Source organism: Ekhidna sp. (assembly GCF_040223195.1).
Lineage (GTDB): Bacteria > Bacteroidota > Bacteroidia > Cytophagales > Cyclobacteriaceae > Ekhidna.
Genome location: NZ_JAVKDX010000003.1, coordinates 89,193 through 111,496, shown reverse-complemented (window position 1 = coordinate 111,496; position 22,304 = coordinate 89,193). Strand labels below are relative to the sequence as shown.

Below are 22,304 nucleotides of genomic sequence, written 5' to 3'. Positions count from 1 at the left end.
CTATGTCCGCCTCAAGAAAAATAACTGATATGATGGGGAGGGAAGTTGAAGTCCCTGTTCTTCCAAAAGGAATCATCTCCCTTGTACCCTCACAAACAGAATTCCTGTTAGATATTGGTGCTCCCGTTGTTGGGAGGACAAAGTTTTGTATCCACCCGGCAGATAAAGTGAAAGACATTCCAATCGTTGGAGGAACTAAAAATTTCCGTTTTGATGTAATCAGAAATCTCAAACCAGATCTAATCATAGGAAATAAGGAGGAAAATTATGAGGAAGGAATTGAAGAGTTGACGCAGGATTTTCCGGTATGGATGAGCGATATCTATACGATGGAGGATGCTTTTCAGATGATGACGACCATAGGCCACTTGTGTGATTTGGAAGCTCGTGCAGATGAAATTATTCGGGAATGCCGCGAGGCAACCGAAAGCGTGAAAGGATCGAAATCTGGAAAAGTCATCTATCTGATATGGAGCAAACCATGGATGGCGGCCGGAAAAAATACATTTATCGATCACATGCTCACTCACTTGGGGTATGAAAACCTGGTCACTGAAGAACGCTACCCTGAGTTAACCACGGAGCAAATTACCGAATTAAATCCTGATAAAATTCTATTTAGCTCAGAGCCATTTCCCTTTAAGGAAGAACATTTGACGGAAGCTAAAAGCCAATGGCCAAGTGCAAAAGGCCAATTAGTAGATGGAGAACTATATAGCTGGTATGGGAGCAGATTGAGAAAGTGGGAATCTACTGCTCAATGATTCTTGCTGAGATGATCCTCACATTTTCTACCGGACGATCCAGTTCATTCACCTGAACTGCCGCGATCGAATCTACCACCTCCATGCCTGAGATCACTTCGCCAAATACGGTATAGTTTTGATCCAGGTGGGGAGTTCCTCCCAGGGATCGATAAACTTCCCGGTGTTCCTCAGGTATCGTGTAGTGATCAAATTCGAATGATTTGGCGAGTGATTTGAGGGAATCATTGAGCTGAGAGTAAGTCTCCCATTCCTGATTTTCCATAGCCTTTTCCATCTCATTCTTCAACAATTCATTTTCTGGTGCATTGAGCACATAATTCTCCGCCAGCCACCCATTGATCCTGGATTCTCCTCTGTCTATCAGGCTATCGGTGAGCGCTCCTCGCTGCACGATGTAAAACTGCATGGCTGAGGAGGCTCGCTCCGAATTCCCATCCCGGGCAGCTCCCAGTGCGCCTCTTTTATGAAAAAGGGTCGTATCAAACTCTGCAGGGATTTTATAATCACGATCACCATCCCCAAGCGCAGCAGAGTCATGGGCATATTTACTCTCAGGATCGCCTGCCTGAACCATAAAACCTTCAATCACCCGATGAAAGAGCAAGCTGTCATAGGCATTTTCCTTCACCAGTTGGATGAAATTATCCCGGTGCTTTGGGGTTCTGTCAGACAGCTCCAGCACGATGGTGCCTTTAGAAGTCACTAGCTCAACTTGGACAGGTTGGGTGGCTTCTTCCTGCTTTTCTTTGGGTGAAGTACATGAGATTACTGAAATCAGTAAAAGGAGGGGTAAATAGGTTTTCATAGTTTGGGTTTCTAATTCGTGTCTCTAAAAACGATTTTGTTTTAGCTTTTTTCTTAAGAGTGAATAAAATCCTGTGAAGTACTCTTTTATAGCTATGGCTTCACCTTTCTCATTGATTTCAAATATGACATGGTCAAAGGGCCATTCCTCAATCCAAAACTTATGATCACCAATATAGGCCATAGGAAAGCACTCCTCCTTATAACAATAAACCAGTATTCCTTCCTCATTCAGTTTGATTTCAATGATTTGTTCTGTTTTATCATTATGAGCACCGTAGAATCCAACATATTTAGAGGGGTCATTCAATGGTTTAATGGAAATGGAGGGTTCATTGGGCTGAACACCCAGGTATTCAGCGGCGAATAGGCCGAAAACCTTTCTGGCATTGGTTGGGGTATGATCTGTATTTACAAATACCACAAAAGACACGTCCCTTGCAGGGAAGTAAACCATAATGGCGTAGGTAGATTTATGCCCACCAGTATGCCCGATGATTCTTTCACCAAAAAACTCTCCATTTCTGACACCCAGACCATATCCTGTTTGAATACCATCGGTCAATATTCGTGGCATTATCATCTCTTCAAAGGAAGATGGGCTGATGATCACTCCGGATGCCCATTGTCTTGGGAACTGCGCCAGCATGATGGAGGTAGCAGTTAGGCCACCATCTCCTTGGATCCAGGTCCAGTGAGGATAATGAAGGTAGTTGGAATCTACCAATTCCCAATAAGGGGACATTTCGGGAAGTGATGTGGCCTCTGCAATCAGTTTTAAATCCATGCTGGTAGGTTCGTTAATTACTCGGTCAAATTCTTGCTGCAAGGTATTTCCAGTAATTTGCTCAAGGATAATCCCAAGTAAAACATACCCCGAATTGCAATAGCTATAATTGGACCCGGGTTCAAAGAGTAAATCTCTCCCTTTAAAGAAATTCAAGTAATCCTCTCTGGTTGGTGCTTTGCCTGTTTTGACAAAAATCGTGTCAATCACTTTGGCGTATTCTGGCAGACCCGAAGTGTGACTTATCATATGCTCCAATGTAATTTTTTTTGCTTGTTCAGGGTTCGGGAAGTCAGGCATCAATTCAAATAAAGTCTTGTTCAGACTTAGCTTTTCTTCCTCTACAAGTTTCATCAACAGAGTCGACCCAATCAATTTGGATACGGAGGCCATTAGAAATCGTGTGTCCTTGGTAATGGGCATGGTCTTTTCTACATCCATAAAACCAAATCCTTGATTGTAAACAGTATCTGCACCCTGCATGATGGCTACAGAAAAACCCACAACTTGCCCCTCTTTTAGAATGGACTGCCCCAGAGAATCAAGCACTGCAATTTTCTGATTGATATCTGTGCTTTTGGTTTTTTTGGTTTCACAGCAGATAGTGACTGAGATTAGTGAAATGATTATTGGCAATAACCGATGTAAATGTTTTTTCATACTTTGGTGAGTTTAGCTGAAATTAAGTTAGTTAAAGAAAATGTCATTCAGATATTTGACCCTTTCAGGTTTATATGAATAATTAATTTCGTGCTAAATGCCAATTTACCAACTGACAGACGACTTGATATTTCCTCCGGTAGAAGGAGCCCAAGATGGCATTGTCGCGGTGGGTGGGGATCTGTTGCCCGAGCGGCTGGTCATCGCCTATCAGTCGGGGATTTTTCCCTGGTACAGTGAGGGCGACCCAATCATCTGGTGGAGTCCCGATCCTCGCTTTGTCCTTTTCCCCGAGGAGTTGCACGTTTCAAAATCCATGTATCGGGTGTTGAAAAAGGAAGATTTCTCTGTGACGGTTGATCAAAATTTTGAGGAGGTCATTCAGAAATGCCGGAGGATTCCACGGAGAGGGCAAAAGGGGACGTGGATTACGGAGGAGATGGAACTGGCCTATATTCGGTTGCATGATATGGGGATCGCTCATTCAGTTGAGGTTTGGGAAAACGATGAGCTTGTGGGTGGGATGTATGGCGTTCGGTCAGGTAAGGTTTTTAGCGGGGAGTCCATGTTTTCCAAAGTGAGCAATGCCTCCAAAGTGGCTCTTATTAGCTTCATCCAACGATTCCAAAAAGAGGGGGGAGTGCTGTTTGATTGTCAGGTGCATTCAGATCACATGGCAAGTATGGGCGCCAAAGAGATTGGTCGGGAAGAGTTTTTAAAATACCTTAACTAAAACCCCTCAGCATAATTATCCCCGCGAGTATAATCCGCACCACCTTCCAGCATTCCATCTTCTCTGATCAGGATACAATCCATTCTGCCCATCGCTTCTCTTGGCTCTATTTCATGCCCCAAGCGTTCTAGCTTTTCGATCACCCGAGGGTCAATCGGCCGTTCCTCTATAAGAATTCTATCCGGCAGCCACTGGCTGTGAGTTCGTGTCGCATTCACGGCATCCTGCATGCTCATGCCATGATCAATCACATTCATGATCGCTTGAAAATTGGAAGTGATAATGGTAGCTCCTCCGGGTGTACCCACCACCATTTTTAATTTTCCATCTTTCTCCACAATGGTAGGCGTCATGCTGCTCAGCATCCGTTTTTCCGGTCGGATGGCATTGGCTTCCCCTCCTACCAGGCCAAACTGGTTGGCAACTCCGGGTTTGGCGCTGAAGTCATCCATCTCATTATTGAGGAAAAATCCTGCGCCTTTGACATATACTTTGCATCCAAAAAACGAATTGAGGGTGGTGGTGAGCGAAACGGCATTTCCTTCGGGATCAACAATCGAAAAATGGGTGGTCTCCACACTTTCGATGATTTCCACCTCTCCTTCTTTTATCTCCTGAGAATCGGTCTTTTTAACTAATGAGATGGAGGAGAATCGATCCTTATTATAGTCAGGATCAAGGAGCATTTTCACGGGCACATCATAAAAGTCCGGGTCGCCGAGGTGAGTGGCCCGGTCAGCATACACCCTCCGCTCCAACTCCGTCATCAGGTGAATTGTCTGAGCCGTGTTGTGCCCCATTTCCCGAATGTCGTACTGCTCTGCTCCCTGAAGGAGCTGCAACAAAGCCACACCACCGCTGGAGGGTGGCGGCATGGAAATTACCCTATGCCCACGATAATTTCCGGTTATTGGCACTCTCCATTTGGCTTTATAGGATGTGAGGTCTTCTTTGGTGATCAGTCCACCGCCCCGTTCCATTTCCTGTACAATCTGATCGGCCACTATACCTTCGTAGAATCCCGCTCTTCCCTGATCGCGAATCTGAATGAGGGTACCGGCCAACTCCTGGAATTTGACACTATCTCCGGCTTGCCATGGTTGATCCTTTACCAGAAAAAAATTGGATCCGTTTACACGGACAAAATCTTCTCTTTTTTCATTGAATTCATCTGCCTGGTCTTGCGTGATGGCATATCCTGAAGTTGCCAGGTCAATGGCTGGCTGGCTGAGCCGACTCAAAGGCTGAGTGCCATGCATTTCATGCAGCGCTAAAATCCCGTCTACTGAACCCGGCACAGCAGCGGCTAGATGCCCCACAGTGCTCAATTCATCAATCACATTGCCAGCAGAATCAAGATACATATCCCTCCTGGCACCTTTTGGCGCTTTTTCCCTGAAGTCAATTGCTCCAATCGTGCCATCATTTTTCCTGAAAACGGCAAATCCTCCACCTCCAATATTGCCAGCCCGGGGGAAAACCACCGCCAGGGCAAACTTGACCGCCACTGCTGCATCAAAGGCATTCCCGCCATTTTTTAAAACTTCCACCCCAATTTTGGTAGCCAGGGGATGAGCCGATGAGATCATCGCTGTTTCTCCAAGCGGCCCGGTTTCACTTGTTGGTGAATTGGTTTGCTGTGGTTGACAAGCAAAGGCAACCCAAAGAAGCAAGCTGAGTCGAAAGGTTTTCATGGGCTAGGATTTCATTCGAACAATCTTGGTTCGCTTTCTTTTGTGATGTTTTGCCTGGTCATAGGGAAACCAGTGCTTTTTTGGCTTCACCACTTTCACGGTATGCTTACCTGAACTACAGGATGAAACCATGGTGGCTCCCATCAGGATTACGAACACTAGTAAAATCTTTTTGAACATATCAACCCAGAAAGCTAAACAACGTTGTTTGGGTAAAAAAATGATATTACGCATACGTTAAGGATGAAGGTTTTTAGCTGATTTCATAACTCCATCGTTCTCAGTGATTAGCAAATAAGTATTTAAATGAATTGATGGATATAAAATTTTGTTGTTACGGGTCGAATTACTATCTTCATCGGCCCTAAGAAAAAGCAACCAATCTTATCAACCTAGAAAAGCTAACCAGCCTTATGAAAGATTCTCCAAGAACTCCCGTAGAAATTGAAATTCCCAAAGGATACAGAAAGTACAGGTTGAAAGGAGTGGATCGGGAGATTATCGCCAAAAAAGGCGGCCCTACTGCAAAGCAGATCAAAACGAAAGCTTCTTATAAGGAGCTTAGAAACAATCAAAAGGAATTTGGGGTAGCATCTATGATGGCCAAGACGCTGAGGCAGTCCCTTTCAACCGGGATGTCCGAAATCTGTGAAACTTATGTTTCCGGTAAGCTGACAGCCCAGTTTCGAAACCTGGCCAAAATGGAGGAGGGCAAGACAGGAACCCGTCCACTATTTTTGAGTAAGCACGGATATTTGCTCAATGGGTTTGAGTTCAATTCAAAAGCTCCATATGAGAAAATCTTCGGTGCAAAATATTTTGTAAAACCGGGATCGCAGAGAGGGCAAGTCATTTTGCATTTTCCTGCATTTATTCCGGAAAAAACATTCAAAAGCCCAAAGGGAGCTACCAATTTTAAAATTACAGCCAGATTGATCGCACTTTCCGACTATCAGTTTGATCAAAAAGCTGGTGGATATAAACCTGTCAATAAAGACCTGCACGGCAAGTTTGGAACCTACGAAAGCTCCATGCTGCCACTTTTGAAGATACCAACGGAACCGATGACGGGTATGATCTCTATCGACAATCGAATCATTCCGGAAGGAACAGGCCTTTTTCTGGTGATGGCTGTAAGCTTCTATAAGATGGAGAGCGGCAAATTTGAGCATCTGTGCAAAGAGAGCAGCATGCAGATTCAGAAGGTGTTATAACTAATTCACCTGACTGATCGTTTTCATGGAGAATCCCAAACGCCATGAGATCGGCCATCCTGACTTTCTTTTTCCTTAATTCAAGCCTACTTTTCGCTCAGGACTATTATGAGCAGGCCAGATCATGTTTCAATCGAAATCAACTTGATTCCGCCAGGTTATTTATCAATCATAATTTGGCCAGAAAGCCAAACGCACAGGACTATTTTCTGAGCGCGATGATCCATGAAGCTGAGGGGAAAGACCTTAGGGCCCTGGCAGATTACGAGGCGGTAATTAAGCACGATCCAACCAACCTTGAAGCGTATTTTCAAAAGGGGCTCATCTATTATCATTCAGCCAGTACGGATCAGGCAATCGCAGATTTTACCCATGTCATTGAAAATCAGTCTGGATCTGAAACCAAAGCGATATACTATGTGAGTGACCCTGCCGGGGCAAGTGGTACGTTTTTGACCACCCTACAAACCATGCTGAGCAGGGTGTACCAATATCGAGGGATGGCCTATGAGAAGACCGGAGATTGGGAAAATGCATTGCGGGATTTCACTAAAGCATTTGAATACGACACGACAGTAGACTGCTATATCAATCGCTCACAGCTCTATGCGAAAATGGGAGAGGAGCAGGCAGCCATTGAAGATTTGAAGTCGGCAATCCGACTGGATTCAGGCAGCTATCTTGCCTGGTACAACCTGGCGATTTTGGATGAGTCTACACAATTGCCTCAGCAGCTAATGGACGATGAGGAATTTGCCCCCATGCTGAATCTGGTGGGAGCCAATGCTTATGAAAGTGGAAATTTCAGCCTAGCCGCCAAGTATCACTCCAGGGCAATTGAAGCGGATCCGGAAGACGATCTGGCATATATAAGTAGGGGAAAGGCCCTGCTCAGAATGGGTGATTACGGTCAGGCCCGGAGGGATTTTATAAAAGCCATGCAAATTGAGTCGGCCAGGACCGAGGCATTTTACCTAATCGGCAATTCGCTCTTTTATGAAAGTAAATACCAGGATGCAGTGGGCTTCTATGAGCAATACCTGTCTATAGATCGAGGCTATGAACATGTGTGGTTTAATGCAGCTATGGCTTACCTGAGCCTGGATGAAAAAGAAAAGGGATGTTCGTATTTGAAAAATGCGAGTAAGCTGGGTATGAAACAGGCGGATCAGATGCTGGACAAGCATTGCGGTAGCCAATAGGGGATTTTATTTTTACCTTTGTAATATGGCAAATAAAACAAGTTTGAAAATAGATATGCACACGCATATCCTCCCGCACAGCATTCCAAATTTTGCTGAGAAATTTGGGTATGGAGACTTCATCAGTTTGCTGCACCATAAGCCAGAGGCTGCACGCATGATGAAAGGTGATAAGTTTTTTCGGGAGATACAATCAAACTGCTGGGACGAAAAGCTGAGGATTGAGGAGTATAAAAAATTTGATACACAGGTGCAGGTGATCTGCACGATCCCTGTCATGTTTAGCTATTGGGCAGACGCGCACGATTGCCTGGATCTTTCCATGTTCTTGAATGACCACATTGCCCAGGTGGTTGAGGAAAATCCCAAAAATTACATTGGGCTTGGCACGGTACCCATGCAGGACCCTGATCTGGCAGTGAAAGAGTTGGAAAGACTAAAAGAGCTTGGAATACCGGGAGTACAGATTGGTTCCAATATCAATAATCATAACCTGAGCAAGCCGAGATTCTTCGAATTCTTTGAAGCCTGTGAAAGCCTGGGGATGGCCGTACTGGTGCATCCATGGGATATGATGGGCAAGGAATACATGGAGAAGTATTGGCTGCCGTGGCTGGTGGGGATGCCTGCAGAAACAGCCAGAGCAGCTGCTTCCATGATTTTCGGTGGGGTATTTGAGCGATATCCAAAATTGCGGGTCTGCTTTGCCCATGCCGGCGGATCCCTGCTGGCAACCATTGGCAGGTTAGAGCATGGGTTCAATTGTCGGCCCGACCTGGTGGCCGTCCACAACGATGTAAACCCAAGAGAATATCTGGGCAAGTTTTGGGTGGATAGCATCACGCATGACCCGACATATCTGCAGTACGTCATTGACTTGATAGGATCGGAAAAGGTGTGCCTGGGGTCAGATTATCCCTTCCCGCTGGGAGACCTTGAAATAGGGAAGTTCATCGAAGAAATGGATTTGCCTCAGAAGGATTTGGACAATATCTTTTTTCAGTCTACACTTGACTGGCTGGGACTAAGTGAAAGCAAAAACAAGGAATTGATAAAAGTGCTGATGGAGGAGCGCTAGCCTTTCTCCTTCAGGTAATGATCCAGCGACATCCGCGCTATCTTCCTTACCCGATTTTTGATCATTGGGGACCAGCCGAGTAAAACCCCGGTAAGTCCCAGTGCCATTTTGGACCATCGCCAAAAGTCAAACTCATCCGTGTGTCTGATAATCAGGCCATCCTTAAATTCCATAGTGCAGTGAATAATATTGTGAACCGGATTGCCGGTTTTTGAAAATTCATATTCAGCTTCCCAAATACACTGCGCAAGCGCATCATCACCCATCACCGTGTGAAAGTCAATTTCAAGATTTCCATTCGAGCGTTTGATGAGCATGTCCCACATGGCGGTGGTCTGCGCGTAATCCAGGTTTTTAAATACAGGATCATTGAAAACAACCTCTTCATGGTAGCACTCTGCCATGGATTTGGCATCCAGTTTTTGGAACGATTGATAAAATTTTTCAAGTGTGGATTTGCTCATGGTAATTTTTGATCAGGTATTCTTTGACTTTGGGCAGGCCGGTGCTGGCAGGCTCTTCATAAAGATAAAAATTATTTCCGGTAGCGGTCTCCGGAATTTTTGGATCCACCACGAATTTAGGTACCTCCGGTCGGATGAAGTCGAGCAAACCTGCGGCTGGATACACCACCAGCGAAGTGCCCGCAACAATAAAAATATCAGCAGAAAGAGCCTCTCTTATTGCCGGCTCCATCATCGGCACAGGCTCTCCGAACCAGACAATGTGTGGACGAAGCTGCGATCCCTTGCCACATTTGTCACCCTCCTTCAGTTCCCATCCTTCCAGTTCATAAATCAGTTCCGGGTCAAGTGTGCTTCTCACTTTACTTATCTCACCGTGAAGGTGGAGTACGTTTGAGCTCCCGGCCTTTTCGTGCAGCGCATCTATATTTTGGGTGATGATCACCACTTCAAAAAATTCCTGCAATGTGGCCAGTGCCAGGTGTCCGGGGTTGGGTTTTACTTCAAGTGCTTGTTTTCTTCGCTGATTGTAAAATTCCAGGACCAAAGCCCGGTCCCTTGCCCAGGCTTCCGGGGTAGCTACCTTGGTCACATCATGGCCTTCCCAAAGTCCATCCGAGTCCCGAAAAGTTTTTAGGCCGCTTTCAGCACTGATGCCCGCCCCGGTAAGTACTGCGATTTTCTTTTTCATGTTGCAAATAAAAAAGAGCACATCTCAAAAGTGTCATTCTGAACGATAGTGAAGAATCTTCAACTTTTAGATAACTGAAATGCTGAATAGTTGAGATTCTTCGTTCCTGCCTTTGCCGGCCGGCAGGCTCAGTATGACAGACCAGTTAGGACTTATGAGACATGCTCCTGATAGTTCGCTTGGTGTTCTCCTAAAAGGAATAAACCACTCCGCCTTTCATATTGAAACCAAAAGGATCGTTGGCTCCATCAGGTTTGGCCATATTATAATTCAATGCAGCAGCAGCACCTAGGTTGCCGGAAAGTGGAAAGATTGCCCCAGCTCCGAGGCTTAAACTCAATGTACCATCTACATCTCCTCCGAGATTAGTAAGCCCGGCAGAGCCATATACCTGCGTGTCCCCGGTCACAAAGTAATAGCGATAATCGATTCCCAGAACATTGGTGGTAAAGCTGTCTTTGGTGTAAGAATAATACTCCAGCGAGCCAGACATTCCCGACTTGAAAACGTATTCGAAGTTGGCACCAAAGCCGAGCGCCCCGTCTCCTCCAAAAGGAGAAAATCCAAATCCAAGACCTGCACCTGCACGAACGTCCCCCTGACTTTGGGCAAATGATGCTACCGAAAGAAAAACCAGGATCAGGCTTACTAGTTGTGTTTTGATTTTCATGTTTGATGAGTGTTTTAGTTGATTGATAATTTTTCCTTTAAACTTAACCAAAGAATGCCTCAAACTAGCGTTGCTCCACACTTAAATAACCTTCCTTTTGCTCATTAATCAAGTAGCTGCCGCCATTGATCCTTCACATTCCTTTCCCAGGCTAAGTTTTTTTAAATTTAATTATTTAAATAAATAATTTAACTATTCAAATAGAGTGAATTTGGAATCATTGATTTGGCCTACCAAAGCCCCTTTTATTTCACATTTTGAGCCTCGAAATCAGCCATTTATAAAATACCACCAAATGGGTATTTGCAGATGCAACTATCCTGACTATATTGCGTCTATTGTACAACCAAATTATTTATTAATCCTATGAAAAAATTTACTATTCTTTCAGTATTCGCAGCTCTTCTTCTAGTAGGAACGACTGCAAACGCACAAGAGCAAGGTGATATGAGCATCAATGCTGGTGTTGGTATTGCTACTGGAGCTTTCGGCGGTGACGAAAGCACTACTGGTTTTGGTGGAGGTTTCGAGTATGTCTTCATGGATGCTATGTCTGGTACTGTTGAGTATTACTCTTACACAAAAGACAGCTTCACTGCAAGCGCTATTGGAATTGACTACAAGTATTACTTCATGACAGACGCTTTTAAAGTATTCGGTAAGGCTGGTCTTACTATGCTTGGAGGAGATGTTGACAGCACTATGGGTCTTAATCTTGGACTAGGTGGTGTTTATGGCATTTCTGATCAGTTTGGTATCGGTGCTGGATTGGACTATAACTTGGCAAAGCCTGATGGAGCAGAAGATCCATTTGGATTGATCATCAAGTTTGGCGTTTCTTACTCATTCTAAGGGATACCGATAAAAGATTAAAACCTCAGCGCAAGCTGGGGTTTTTTTATGCCTATACTTATTCGGGAAGTCCAAAAAAAAATCACAATGTTTATATTGCAAGTATTAAAAACTAAAAATCAAATCACATTATGAAGAAAATTTTACTAACCGCCACACTCGTGGCATTATTTGGATTTGCTGCTACCGCTCAGGAGCAGGGAGAAATTAGAGTTGGTGCAGGACTCGTATATGGCACCAAAGCGACGGTTGATTTGACCGATGGCGATGAGAAAGGAGCATTGGGAATCAATATTGGAGGTGAATATCTTATTACTGATGTTATTAGTGCGGCTCCTAGCTATACCTTTTTCTTCAAAGAAGAAGAGGGGGGAGCATCCGTTAAGACATCATCTTTCAACTTAGATGCAAGATATTATTTCAGTGATGGAAAATTTTACGCACTAGCTGGTCTAGGTTTTGGGTCAGCGAAGTTTTCAGGTGGAGGATTTTCTATTTCCGATAATGAAACAGGAATCAATTTGGGTGGAGGAGCTATGATCCCAGCAGGGGACGCTTTATACATCAATGGTCAATTAAAGTACAATACTGCTTTCGAGCAGTTCGTTATTCAGGCAGGTTTATCTTATAGAATTGGTGGATAATCAACATTGTACTTCGAATCAAAAACCTCTCCTACGAGAGGTTTTTTTATGTCCTTATTTTTTTTATGCCTTATGTTTGCCGCCGTTTTAAACTAAAATATGAAACAATGAAAAAATCACTACTTACCGTTACGTTGGTAGCATTTTTCGGGGTTGTCCATGCGCAAATAGAAAAAGGAGGGTGGCTTATAGGCCCTAATTCCAACCTTGGATTTTCATCTACCAGTTTTGATGGTTCCGGGGATAACGTAACCAGTTTCAATATTGGTGGCAAGGCAGGATATTTTTTGATTGATAACCTTGTGGCAGGGGTGAATGTTGGATTCTCCAGCGTAAAACAGGGGGATTCAAAAAGCACATCTACCCAGATTGGTCCATTTGCGAGATACTATGTTAGTGGTATTTTTTTTCTTGGGGCATCTTTTTCAGCTGCTTCAAGCAAATTGGATTCAGGAATAGGTGAAGCAAAAATCACTTACAATGTTCTTGCTTTTGAAGGAGGCTATCCGATCTGGATTGTGGATAACATAGCAATTGAACCTGCCCTGAACTATACCATGTCTTCCGGTGATGATATTATCGACCGGAATACTTTTGGGCTGAACATTGGGTTCACGCTGTATTTCTAGTATCTCAAGATTACAAAAACCCTTCCAGGCTGGAAGGGTTTTTTATATCTAATGAACAGGAACATAAATAATTTTCTTCGTCTTAAAGAATTCTTCTTCAAAGTATTCCGTTAAATCCTTTTCAATATATCTTCTTCCGAATTCCTTCATTTCCAGGGTCAGATCCCCGCCTTTTAGCAGGATCATTCCATTGTCCAGGTTGTTGCGTTGGTCCTTGCTCACCTTTTGGTGCGCCCAGATAAACAGTTGCTTTGTTTGTGCCACAGCTCTCGAAACAATAAAATCAAAAGAGCCCTTTACTTTCTCCATTCGCTGATGTTCGGCTGTCAGGTTGTTTAGCCCGATTGAGCTGGCCACCTCGCTTACCACCGTAATTTTCTTCCCTATGGAGTCTACTAAATGAAAGTAACAATCTGGAAAAAGTATGGCCAAAGGAATGCCCGGAAATCCACCTCCGGTACCCACATCCAGGATGCTGGAATCATTGGTAAACGAAATGAATTTGGCAATCGCCAAGCTATGCAGGACGTGCCGTTCATACAATTGGTCTATGTCTTTTCTACTGACGACATTGATCTTTGCATTCCACTCCTTATAAAGGGGGAGTAGTTGTTCCATTTGACCCTTTTGTTTGTCTGTGAGGTCAGGGAAGTAATTTTTAATGATTTGACTAGTCATGATTTAAGGAATATTCCTCCCTTGAGGGAGGTTAGGAGGGTGTTTTTAGTTCTAGCTTAAAACACCCCTGTAGTCCCTCAAGGGGACATATTTAATTTAATTAGATATGCTTTTTCTTATCCTTCACGAGCTCGTACATGAGTTCACGGGCACGGTGCAATTGTGCCTTTACCGTACCAAGCGGGGCTTCCAGCTCTTGGGCAATTTCATCGTATGAAAGCTCATCAAAATATCGAAGTTTTACCAATCGCTGGTATTTGGCCGGGAGCTTATCTACAAACATGCGAACCAACTCAATCTTTTGGTCTTTGATCGCTTCCTGATCGGGAGTAAGGTTTTTATCCTGCACATCCATGTTTACGGACTCACCACTGTCGTCGGTGAAGGTGCTGTTCAGGCTGAAGGTATTCAGTTTTTTCTTTCGGATAAAGTCAATGGCATTGTTGGTCGCGATCCGGAAAAGCCATGTGCTGAATGTGTAGTCCTTTTTGAACCGGCTCAGGTTTTTGAACGCTTTGGCAAAGGCCTCAATCGTCAGGTCCTCCGCATCGTCTACATTCCTCACCATTTTGAGGATCATGTGGTAAACAGGCTTCTTGTATCGCTGCATGAGCTCCGCATAAGCAGCCTGATCTTTGCCCTCAGTGGCCAGATCAATCAGCTTAAAGTCCCGGAGGGCCTTTTCAGAAAACTGACGATTTAGTTCTTCCATTTAATGTCCTTTACGAGTTTTGACCGCAATGCAATCACCGGGGTGAGAAGTGCATACAGCATGTCAACGAGTGGAAGCAGCAGATAGTTGATGCTGGTTCCAATTTTGCCTGCGGCAAATCTATAACTCATGAATTTAATAAATAGGTAAAAAAGGAGTGTCGGCCAGAAAAAAGAGTGAGTGGTATTGAAAAGACAGCCAGTTACAAACAAAAAGTGAACCCCATGATTTAAACCTAATATTAGCTGATCACTTTTTTTGTAGAAATGTCCGACGGATAAATGCCTGACCTTCTGGTGAAAATAAGCCTTCCAGGTCTGCTCCGGTTCAGTTTCCATCAGGCTTTCCCTGCCCAACACTACCCGGGTATTTGTGGTTGTTGCATTTTTCTGGATAAAAAGGTCATCATCACCCCCTGTAATGGACTTGAAAGGAAGGTAGCCGCCAACTTTATGGAAGAAGGATTTTCTGATGGCCATGTTTCTGCCTACTCCCATGTAAGGCCTGCCATAGTGAGCTTTTGATATATAGGAAAAGGCAGTCATGAAGGATTCAAAACGGATGAAATGTGACAAGAACGTACCATGAGCTCGGTAAGGTGAAACCCCGAGAATAATCTCAGTTCCATCTTTCATATTACCTGTCACGTTTTTCAGCCATTGATTGGAGAGAGGGACACAATCTGCATCCGTAAGTACCAGCCACTCTCCACTGGCAGTGTCAATAGCTGAGGTCAGTGCATATTTCTTGGGATTCCACCCCGTTGGCACCTCAGATATTTCTACACTTTTGACTTTAGGATGAGCCAGTGCTTTTAGGTATTTTTTGCTTTCGTCCGTACATCTGTCCAGGGCTACAATGACCTCAAAATCCATATAGTCCTGCTGGAGAAGTGCAGGTATCAACTGCTTCAGGTTTTTTAATTCATTGCGTGCGGCAATGACAACACTTATAGCTGGAGATCGCTCATTTTCAGCATGCCTATACTTGCTAAATGCAAGTGCAAAAATTAACGTAAAAGCCAGGTGGTACAGTCCGAAGGCTACCCAGAGTGTGAAAATCATGTAGTGAAATAAACAAAACCTGGGACCAAAAGGAATCCCAATTCAAAATACCCTTCATCCATACGATTTAAGCGTATTTTTGCGCCCCAATGCAATTTGATTTACAGCATACAGATAGTAAAACTTCCGCTCGTGCAGGCATAGTGAAAACAGCGCATGGCGAGATTCAGACTCCCATATTTATGCCTGTGGGCACGGCCGGGACGGTGAAGGCAGTGCATCAACGTGAGCTTAAAGAAGATATTAAAGCTCAGATTATCTTAGGAAATACCTATCACCTGTATATGCGTCCGGGATTGGAGGTTATTGAGCAGGTGGGAGGATTGCACAAATTCAATGGCTGGGATCGTCCTATCCTCACGGATAGCGGGGGATATCAGGTTTATTCGCTTGCGGATAATCGCAAGATTGTGGAAGAGGGTGTGCATTTCCAATCCCACAAGGATGGGAGCAGGCATTTCTTCACCCCGGAATCGATCATGGATATTCAGCGAACCATCGGCGCAGATATCATCATGGCTTTTGATGAATGCACACCATATCCATGTGAGTATAGCTATGCGGAAAAATCGATGCATATGACTCATCGCTGGCTGGATCGATGCGTACAACGATTTGATGAGACTGAGGGTAGGTATGGCTATGACCAAACGCTCTTTCCGATTGTACAGGGGAGTGTGTATAAGGATTTAAGAAGTCAATCGGCTGAGTATATAGCGAGTAAAGGCAGGGAGGGGAACGCCATAGGTGGGCTTTCCGTAGGTGAGCCTGCTGAGGAAATGTATGCAATGACCAATCATGTGTGTAGTATCCTACCTAAGGACAAGCCTCGGTACCTGATGGGTGTGGGCACACCTGCAAATATCCTGGAGTGCATTGCTTTAGGAGTAGATATGTTTGATTGCGTGATGCCGACTCGTAATGCCCGAAATGGCATGCTATTTACCACTCAGGGGATTGTGAATATCCGTAATGAAAAATGGAAAGATGACTTTTCACCGATCGATCCTGAACTGGGTGGATATGTGAGCACTTTTTATACAAAGGGATATCTGCGTCATTTAATCACCAGCAATGAGATTCTTGGCGCACAAATTGCCAGCATTCAAAACCTCACTTTTTACCTCTGGCTGGTAGGGGAGGCACGCAAACAAATCTTAAGTGATAACTTCGCTGGCTGGAAAGATACAATGGTGAAAAAGGTGAGTCAGCGGCTGTGATTTGGCACGATCAATGAAAAAATTAGACTGGTACATATTAAAAAAAATCCTGGTGGCATTCGTTTTTGTGGTGCTATCCCTGGAGGTAATTATTTGTGTGCTGGACTATGTGGACAAGAATGATGACTTCATTAAAAATGATGTTAGTGGGGAATTAATCCAGCAATACTACCTCACCTTTATCCCTTTCATAGCCGGTCTTTTGACGCCTATCACGGTGTTTATTGCCACTGTTTTTACCACTGCCAAGATGGCTGGCAAGTCTGAGATTGTAGCGATTCTGGCAAGCGGTGTAAGCTTTCGGAGGATGCTGTTTCCGTATCTGATAGCCGGGGTGATGATTGCCATTGCCAGCTTCTACCTCAATAGTTATGTGATCCCCAACGCCAACAAGTTTCGGATTCAATTTGAATTGGAATACCTAAAAGACCCTTTTTACAATACGGATAAGCACATCCACATGAAGATTGCCGAGCGGGATAGCCTCGAAGATTACATCTATATGTACCGATATGATGTGCGTAGGGATATCGGATCGTCTGTGACCATGGAAACCATGCATGGTACGAAGCTGGTGGATAAAGTAACCGCACGACAGATTGCCTGGGATACTACGGGGAGATGGACACTGAAGAAATGGCAAAGGAGGCAGATCAATGAAGGTGGGGAGATCATAACCGAAGGCGCAAGCATGGACACTTTGCTGAATATGTATCCTTCTGATTTTGGAAATAAGGATCGGGTGTGGGAAACCATGACCATGTATGAGCTGAACGATCATATAAAGCTCCAAAAGTCACGCGGTGCAGACGATGTGCATATCTACGAGACCGAAAAGTACATTCGATACATGGCACCTTTTACGGTGATCATCCTGATGGCCATCGGTGTAATTGTGTCCGCTCGAAAGACCAGGGAGGGTACAGGCTTTCAGATCGCCCTCGGTTTTGTGATTGCTTTTGCTTTCATTATCACATTTGTATTGGGTAGGGCCATTGCAGAGGCTGGCTCCATGAATATAATCCTTGCTATCTGGATGCCCAACATCATCTTCACCGGAGTAGCGATGTTGCTTTATAAAACAGTACCGCGATGATCCAGGAAAAGAAGGATTATCTCATACTTCATTTCATTGTTTTGATATGGGGTTTCACGGCGATTTTAGGCTTGCTCATTCAAATTCCATCGGTGGAGGTGGTCTTTTACCGAACGCTTATCGCAGCTGTTGGACTTTGGGCAGTGTTGAAGTTTTCGAAGCGATCCCTGAAAATTAATTCGAGGAAACACTACCTGATTATCCTTGGAACGGGAGCACTCATTGCCGCTCACTGGATTCTGTTTTTCCTGTCTGCACGTATTTCCAATGCATCCGTTTGCCTGGCTGGTATGGCCACCTGCTCACTTTGGACCAGCTTGATAGAACCACTTTCTCAGGGTAGAAAAATTCGTGGGTTTGAAGTTTTGTTGAGCGTTATTGCCTTTATCGGGATCGGCGTGATTTTCAATGTAGAGTTCGATTACCTATCTGGTTTGCTCACCGCAGTACTTTCGGCGTTTATTGCCTCGGTATTTACAGTAATTAATGGGAGGCTGACAAAGTCGTACGATCCTTATGTGATCACCTTTTATGAGATGATTGGAGCCTGTGCGGCTACAGCCCTCTTCTTCCCCATCTATGCCGGATACTTTGTTGATTCACTTTCGCTATCCCCCTCACTTTCCGATTGGCTGTATCTCAGCATCCTTGCAATTGTGTGTACGGTGTATGCTTACTCTGTCTCCGTGGAATTAATGAAGCGCCTATCCGCATTTTCCATCAATCTGGTAGTGAATCTGGAGCCAGTTTATGGCATTATCCTCGCTTTGATTATTTTCGGAGATAGCGAAGAGATGAGCCCCGGATTTTACTTAGGGACATTATTGATCCTAACCTCAGTGCTACTCTACCCGTTATTGAATCGGCGCTACAAGAAAAAGGCGCTATCAACCGATATTATAAGATAACTATGCTTTTAACTACTACAAATACCGTAGAAGGGAAAACCATCTCTACATACTATGGGATGGTGACCGGTGAGGCCATCATTGGTGCCAATATTTTCAAGGACATTTTTGCATCCATCACGGATATTGTTGGAGGCCGATCTGGTGCCTACGAAAAGTCACTCCGGGATGCCAAGAATATTGCCATTCAGGAAATGATCGAAGCAGCAAAGGCACTGGGAGCCAACGCAATTCTGGCCATCGATCTGGACTATGAAACCCTTGGGAAAGATTCCGGGATGATGATGGTGAGTGCCAATGGCACAGCCGTGAAGCTGGATTAGTTTCAAACCTCCCTATCCATCAGATCCGTCACTACATGGTAGCGAGGATCATCGATGGATGATACAATCATATTTTCAAACTCCGGGCTGGCTTTTTGTAAGAGCATTTTGCACTCTGGACTCAGGTGGGTCAGCCTGATTTGTTTGCCGTAATCCTTATATTTCTGAGCCAATGCATAGATTGCTTCAATTCCTGAGTGATCACTTACACGTGATTCAATAAAATCCAATTCAATCATTTCAGGATCATTGGCGGCATCAAATTTATTGTTGAATGCCTGAACAGAACCAAAAAACAGTGGCCCCCAGATTTCATAAACTTTGGTGCCATCCTCTTTGATTGACTTTCTGGCACGGATCATTGTGGCGTTCTGCCATGCAAATACCAATGCAGACATTATAACTCCTACAATCACGGCTATGGCCAGATCTTGCCAAACTGTTATAGCGGATACGGTAATTAAAACGATAGCATCCGCCAGTGGTATTTTATTGATGATGCGAAAGCTACTCCAGGCGAACGTTCCGATCACCACCATGAACATGACACCTACTAGTGCTGCAATTGGGATTTGTTCGATGAGAGGAGCGGCAAAAAGAATGAAACAGAGAAGTGCAACTGCTGCAGTGATCCCGGAGAGTCGGCCTCTACCTCCTGAACTTACGTTAATGATGGACTGACCAATCATGGCACATCCCCCCATCCCTCCAAATAATCCATTCATGATGTTGGCGCCTCCCTGGGCAACACATTCACGGTTTCCGCTTCCTCGTGTTTCCGTCATATCATCAATTAGGTTGAGGGTCATGAGTGACTCGATCAAGCCAACTGCAGCCAATAGGAATGCAGTGGAAATGATTAATCCCCAGTTTCCATTCAGGGTATCCAGCAAACCAAAAATCTGAAACTGGAAGGAGGGAAGGCTACCTTCAAGCCCGTTTCCACCTCCTTCGCGAATAAAAGAACCCACCGTGCTAACGTCTAACCCTCCGAAAATAGTGATGGATGCTACTACCACTATACCAATTAGTGCTGATGGAATCTTTTTAGTGAGCTTTGGCAAGAAGTACATAATGGCCATGGTAAGCCCTGCTAGACCGAGCATAATAAAAAGATCCTCCCCCTGCATCCATTGGTACTGACCATTCACTTTTTCTTTGAAAAGACCTAGCTGTGAAAGGAAAATTACAATTGCAAGACCATTCACAAATCCCATCATCACCGGGTGGGGGATGAGGCGAACAAACTTTCCCAGTCGTAAAACTCCGGCTAAGACTTGAATACCCCCAACCAAGAGAAGTGTGATGAAAAGCCAGTGCAATCCCAGATTTTCAATAGGGTTTGCCAGAGAAACTCCAGCTTCATTTCCTTTCTGGATCATATGAACCATCACGACGGCCATTGCACCAGTAGCACCGGAGATCATACCTGGACGGCCCCCAAACATTGAAGTAACAATCCCCATCATGAATGCGCCATACAACCCAACCATTGGATCTATACCTGCGACAAAGGCAAAGGCCACAGCCTCGGGCACTAGGGCAAGAGCTACTGTAAGACCCGATAGGATGTCATTCTTAGGATTGAAAGTGAAATTTCGAAATATTCTTTTCATGTGCCTTCTCGATTGAGCGCGCAAAGATAGAATATTTGGAGAGGGAGGGTAGGAATTGCTGGAGTTTTTGAAAGCGAGGAAGTACTACTTCTTGCCTTTCAATGACTCCATCTCTTCCTGGAGCTGATCCAGTTTCTGATGAAGCAGCTTATTTTGTGATGCTACAAAACTCTTGATGTGCTCCTCTTCTTCATGCATGCCTGCAATGGCCAGTTGGTTCATGGTATTTACCACGATTGCAATGAAAACGTTGAGGGTGGTGTAAGTAGCAATGAGGATAAACGTAACAAAATAGATAGCAGAGTAGGGCACGCCATCCATGATGGGCCGGGCGATAGCAGACGACCAGCTTTCCAGGGTCATGATCTGGAAAAGAGTAAAAAAGGCTTTGTCTAGCGTGCCAAAATACTCAGGGTATCCTTCCTGAAATAGATTATAGCCCACCACCGCATAGATGTAATAGACAATGCCCAGCAACACCACAATCCAACCAATACTTGGAAGGGAATGAAGCAATGATTCGATGATGAGTCGTAGCTTGGGGAGGCTTTTGAGCAGGCGTAGCGTACGGATGATCCGAAGCGCACGGAAAATGGAAAATGATCCCGCGGCTGGCAAGATGGAGATTCCAATCACGATGAAATCGAACACATCCCATCCATTTGTAAAGAATTTACGGCGATAGATGAAAATCTTCAGCGCAATCTCAATGGTAAAGCACACCAGGATCACCATATCGAACGTATCGATGAGGGGCTCGTAATCCTTTACGATCTCTGGGTAGGTTTCCAGCCCAATCAGAGCCGAATTGAGGATGATAATGCCAGTGATGAAATTTTGGAAGCGAGCCGACTCCAGGAAATTCTTAAGGATGTGTTCTACAAAGCGAAGCATGCGTGTGGTGATAGTATAACTAATCTGGAAAGATACATGCGATTGGCTTATAAATCGCTAGATAATGTGTTGGGTGGTGTATTGAATAAAGTTTTAGAGGCCAAAAGTCCTCCAGTTCTGATTGGTAATAGGCTTTTCAAACACCCCAAAAACCGTACTGCCGCTTCCGGTCATGGAGGCATAGAGCGCTCCAGCGTCATACATTTGCTGCTTAAGTTTTGCGATTTCCGGATGGTTGGGGAAAATAGAATTTTCAAAGTCATTGTGAAGCGTGCCTTTCCATTCCTTGGCTGGTTTTGAGACGATATCTATAATGGAATGTTCAGGCTTCTTTGGAGTGACTCCTGCGTATGCTTCCTTTGTAGAAATGTGAATGCCCGGGTTATGAATGGCTAAGTAATAGCCGGATAAATCCAGGTTGATAAGTTTAAGTTGCTCACCTCTCCCGGCTGCAAGGGCCGGTTGGTTTTTGATAAAGAACGGGCAGTCGCTTCCGAGTTGCAAGGCGTAAGCTTCAAGTTGCAGGTCGGAAATACCCAATCCAAACAAATCATTTAGTGCTTTTAAAGTAAAGGCTCCATCTGCTGAGCCTCCGCCCAGTCCGGCACCCATAGGGATGTTTTTCAGAAGGTGAATTTCCACTGGTGGGATGTCGTGATCGGCCTTGATCAGGTCATAGGCTTTCACACAGAGGTTAGAGGAGGAGTCTCCGGGGATATCCAGTCCATAGCTATGAAAAGCAAAAGAAGCTGCTTCTATTACCTCCAGACAATCATTCCATGGGATGGGATAAAAGCAGCTCTCAATGTTGTGATAGCCGTCTTCCCGCTTGCTCAGAATGTTGAGCCCAAGATTGATTTTGGCGTTTGGGAAAGCGATCATGATTTAGTTGCAAGCCTTAAGT

The 22,304-nt window shown here is 44.5% G+C and carries 25 protein-coding genes; 12 read left to right on the top strand and 13 right to left on the bottom strand.

Features of this window, described 5'->3' with window-relative positions; genetic code table 11:
- Positions 1-2: 2 nt before the first annotated feature.
- Positions 3-764 (top strand): ABC transporter substrate-binding protein, encoded by a 762-nt coding sequence (locus tag RLN88_RS00570; RefSeq protein ID WP_350219428.1) that lies wholly within the window; start codon positions 3-5, stop codon positions 762-764.
- On the opposite strand, the gene RLN88_RS00565 is transcribed toward RLN88_RS00570, so the two are convergent.
- The gene (locus tag RLN88_RS00565; protein ID WP_350219427.1) at positions 751-1,572 is read right to left on the bottom strand and encodes a peptidylprolyl isomerase; all 822 of its coding nucleotides are present in this window, start codon (positions 1,570-1,572) and stop codon (positions 751-753) included. The two genes, RLN88_RS00570 and RLN88_RS00565, sit on opposite strands and share 14 nt — an antisense overlap.
- Before the next feature lie 24 nt (positions 1,573-1,596).
- Positions 1,597-3,018 carry a serine hydrolase domain-containing protein gene (locus RLN88_RS00560; protein ID WP_350219426.1) on the bottom strand — a complete coding sequence of 474 codons (1,422 nt, stop codon included), beginning with the start codon at positions 3,016-3,018 and terminating at the stop codon, positions 1,597-1,599.
- A 97-nt stretch (positions 3,019-3,115) separates the two neighbouring features.
- On the opposite strand from RLN88_RS00560, the gene aat reads away from it, so the two are divergent.
- Complete coding sequence (aat, locus tag RLN88_RS00555; RefSeq protein WP_350219425.1) at positions 3,116-3,751, top strand: leucyl/phenylalanyl-tRNA--protein transferase; 636 nt, start codon at positions 3,116-3,118, stop codon at positions 3,749-3,751.
- Here the strand turns inward: aat and ggt are convergent.
- Positions 3,748-5,445, bottom strand: a complete 1,698-nt coding sequence (gene ggt / locus RLN88_RS00550) for a gamma-glutamyltransferase (RefSeq protein ID WP_350219424.1) — start codon at positions 5,443-5,445, stop codon at positions 3,748-3,750. The genes aat and ggt overlap by 4 nt on opposite strands.
- Positions 5,446-5,448: 3 nt before the next feature.
- Entirely contained in the window at positions 5,449-5,604 is a 156-nt protein-coding gene (locus tag RLN88_RS00545; protein WP_350219423.1) for a hypothetical protein, read from the bottom strand.
- Between the two features lie 254 nt (positions 5,605-5,858).
- On the opposite strand from RLN88_RS00545, the gene RLN88_RS00540 reads away from it, so the two are divergent.
- From RLN88_RS00540 to RLN88_RS00530, 3 genes are read left to right on the top strand one after another with little or no spacing between them, the layout of a single operon-like run.
- Entirely contained in the window at positions 5,859-6,659 is an 801-nt protein-coding gene (locus tag RLN88_RS00540) for a hypothetical protein (protein WP_350219422.1), read from the top strand.
- 44 nt (positions 6,660-6,703) lie between these two features.
- Entirely contained in the window at positions 6,704-7,861 is a 1,158-nt protein-coding gene (locus RLN88_RS00535) for a tetratricopeptide repeat protein (RefSeq protein ID WP_350219421.1), read from the top strand.
- Between the two features lie 25 nt (positions 7,862-7,886).
- Positions 7,887-8,939, top strand: coding sequence for an amidohydrolase family protein (locus tag RLN88_RS00530; RefSeq protein ID WP_350219420.1), 1,053 nt, complete (start codon positions 7,887-7,889; stop codon positions 8,937-8,939).
- Here the strand turns inward: RLN88_RS00530 and RLN88_RS00525 are convergent.
- The 3 genes from RLN88_RS00525 to RLN88_RS00515 form a co-directional block, all read right to left on the bottom strand.
- Positions 8,936-9,403 (bottom strand): nuclear transport factor 2 family protein, encoded by a 468-nt coding sequence (locus RLN88_RS00525; RefSeq protein WP_350219419.1) that lies wholly within the window; start codon positions 9,401-9,403, stop codon positions 8,936-8,938. The genes RLN88_RS00530 and RLN88_RS00525 overlap by 4 nt on opposite strands.
- Positions 9,384-10,094, bottom strand: a complete 711-nt coding sequence (locus RLN88_RS00520; protein ID WP_350219418.1) for an SIR2 family NAD-dependent protein deacylase — start codon at positions 10,092-10,094, stop codon at positions 9,384-9,386. Before RLN88_RS00520 ends, RLN88_RS00525 begins: the two co-directional genes overlap by 20 nt.
- Before the next feature lie 190 nt (positions 10,095-10,284).
- The gene (locus RLN88_RS00515) at positions 10,285-10,764 is read right to left on the bottom strand and encodes a hypothetical protein (protein ID WP_350219417.1); all 480 of its coding nucleotides are present in this window, start codon (positions 10,762-10,764) and stop codon (positions 10,285-10,287) included.
- Positions 10,765-11,130: 366 nt separating this feature from the next.
- On the opposite strand from RLN88_RS00515, the gene RLN88_RS00510 reads away from it, so the two are divergent.
- From RLN88_RS00510 to RLN88_RS00500, 3 genes are all read left to right on the top strand, one after another.
- The gene (locus RLN88_RS00510) at positions 11,131-11,616 is read left to right on the top strand and encodes an outer membrane beta-barrel protein (RefSeq protein ID WP_350219416.1); all 486 of its coding nucleotides are present in this window, start codon (positions 11,131-11,133) and stop codon (positions 11,614-11,616) included.
- A 131-nt stretch (positions 11,617-11,747) separates the two neighbouring features.
- Positions 11,748-12,260 (top strand): outer membrane beta-barrel protein, encoded by a 513-nt coding sequence (locus RLN88_RS00505; protein WP_350219415.1) that lies wholly within the window; start codon positions 11,748-11,750, stop codon positions 12,258-12,260.
- A gap of 107 nt (positions 12,261-12,367) precedes the next feature.
- The gene (locus RLN88_RS00500; RefSeq protein WP_350219414.1) at positions 12,368-12,889 is read left to right on the top strand and encodes a hypothetical protein; all 522 of its coding nucleotides are present in this window, start codon (positions 12,368-12,370) and stop codon (positions 12,887-12,889) included.
- A gap of 48 nt (positions 12,890-12,937) precedes the next feature.
- Here RLN88_RS00500 and rsmG read toward each other — a convergent pair whose 3' ends face one another.
- From rsmG to RLN88_RS00485, 3 genes are all read right to left on the bottom strand, one after another.
- Positions 12,938-13,507: a 16S rRNA (guanine(527)-N(7))-methyltransferase RsmG gene (rsmG, locus tag RLN88_RS00495; protein ID WP_350219413.1), complete on the bottom strand. Its 570-nt coding sequence runs from the start codon at positions 13,505-13,507 to the stop codon at positions 12,938-12,940.
- 160 nt (positions 13,508-13,667) lie between these two features.
- On the bottom strand, positions 13,668-14,279 hold the full coding sequence (locus RLN88_RS00490) for an RNA polymerase sigma factor (protein ID WP_350219412.1): 612 nt from the start codon (positions 14,277-14,279) through the stop codon (positions 13,668-13,670).
- Positions 14,267-15,343, bottom strand: coding sequence for a glycosyltransferase (locus tag RLN88_RS00485; RefSeq protein WP_350219411.1), 1,077 nt, complete (start codon positions 15,341-15,343; stop codon positions 14,267-14,269). Before RLN88_RS00485 ends, RLN88_RS00490 begins: the two co-directional genes overlap by 13 nt.
- An 89-nt stretch (positions 15,344-15,432) precedes the next feature.
- On the opposite strand from RLN88_RS00485, the gene tgt reads away from it, so the two are divergent.
- The 4 genes from tgt to RLN88_RS00465 are packed head-to-tail and all read left to right on the top strand — an operon-like array spanning position 15,433 to position 18,890.
- Positions 15,433-16,563, top strand: a complete 1,131-nt coding sequence (gene tgt / locus RLN88_RS00480; RefSeq protein ID WP_350219410.1) for a tRNA guanosine(34) transglycosylase Tgt — start codon at positions 15,433-15,435, stop codon at positions 16,561-16,563.
- Positions 16,564-16,576: 13 nt separating this feature from the next.
- Positions 16,577-17,659 (top strand): LptF/LptG family permease, encoded by a 1,083-nt coding sequence (locus RLN88_RS00475; protein WP_350219409.1) that lies wholly within the window; start codon positions 16,577-16,579, stop codon positions 17,657-17,659.
- Positions 17,656-18,567, top strand: coding sequence for a DMT family transporter (locus RLN88_RS00470; RefSeq protein WP_350219408.1), 912 nt, complete (start codon positions 17,656-17,658; stop codon positions 18,565-18,567). Before RLN88_RS00475 ends, RLN88_RS00470 begins: the two co-directional genes overlap by 4 nt.
- Positions 18,568-18,569: 2 nt before the next feature.
- On the top strand, positions 18,570-18,890 hold the full coding sequence (locus RLN88_RS00465) for a heavy metal-binding domain-containing protein (protein WP_350219407.1): 321 nt from the start codon (positions 18,570-18,572) through the stop codon (positions 18,888-18,890).
- 2 nt (positions 18,891-18,892) lie between these two features.
- Here RLN88_RS00465 and RLN88_RS00460 read toward each other — a convergent pair whose 3' ends face one another.
- The 3 genes from RLN88_RS00460 to ispE all read right to left on the bottom strand — a co-directional run bounded on the left by RLN88_RS00460 (position 18,893) and on the right by ispE (position 22,282).
- On the bottom strand, positions 18,893-20,506 hold the full coding sequence (locus tag RLN88_RS00460) for a SulP family inorganic anion transporter (protein WP_350219406.1): 1,614 nt from the start codon (positions 20,504-20,506) through the stop codon (positions 18,893-18,895).
- Positions 20,507-20,590: 84 nt separating this feature from the next.
- Positions 20,591-21,400, bottom strand: coding sequence for an ion transporter (locus RLN88_RS00455; protein ID WP_350219405.1), 810 nt, complete (start codon positions 21,398-21,400; stop codon positions 20,591-20,593).
- Between the two features lie 93 nt (positions 21,401-21,493).
- Positions 21,494-22,282: a 4-(cytidine 5'-diphospho)-2-C-methyl-D-erythritol kinase gene (gene ispE, locus RLN88_RS00450; RefSeq protein WP_350219404.1), complete on the bottom strand. Its 789-nt coding sequence runs from the start codon at positions 22,280-22,282 to the stop codon at positions 21,494-21,496.
- Between the last annotated feature and the right edge of the window lie 22 nt (positions 22,283-22,304).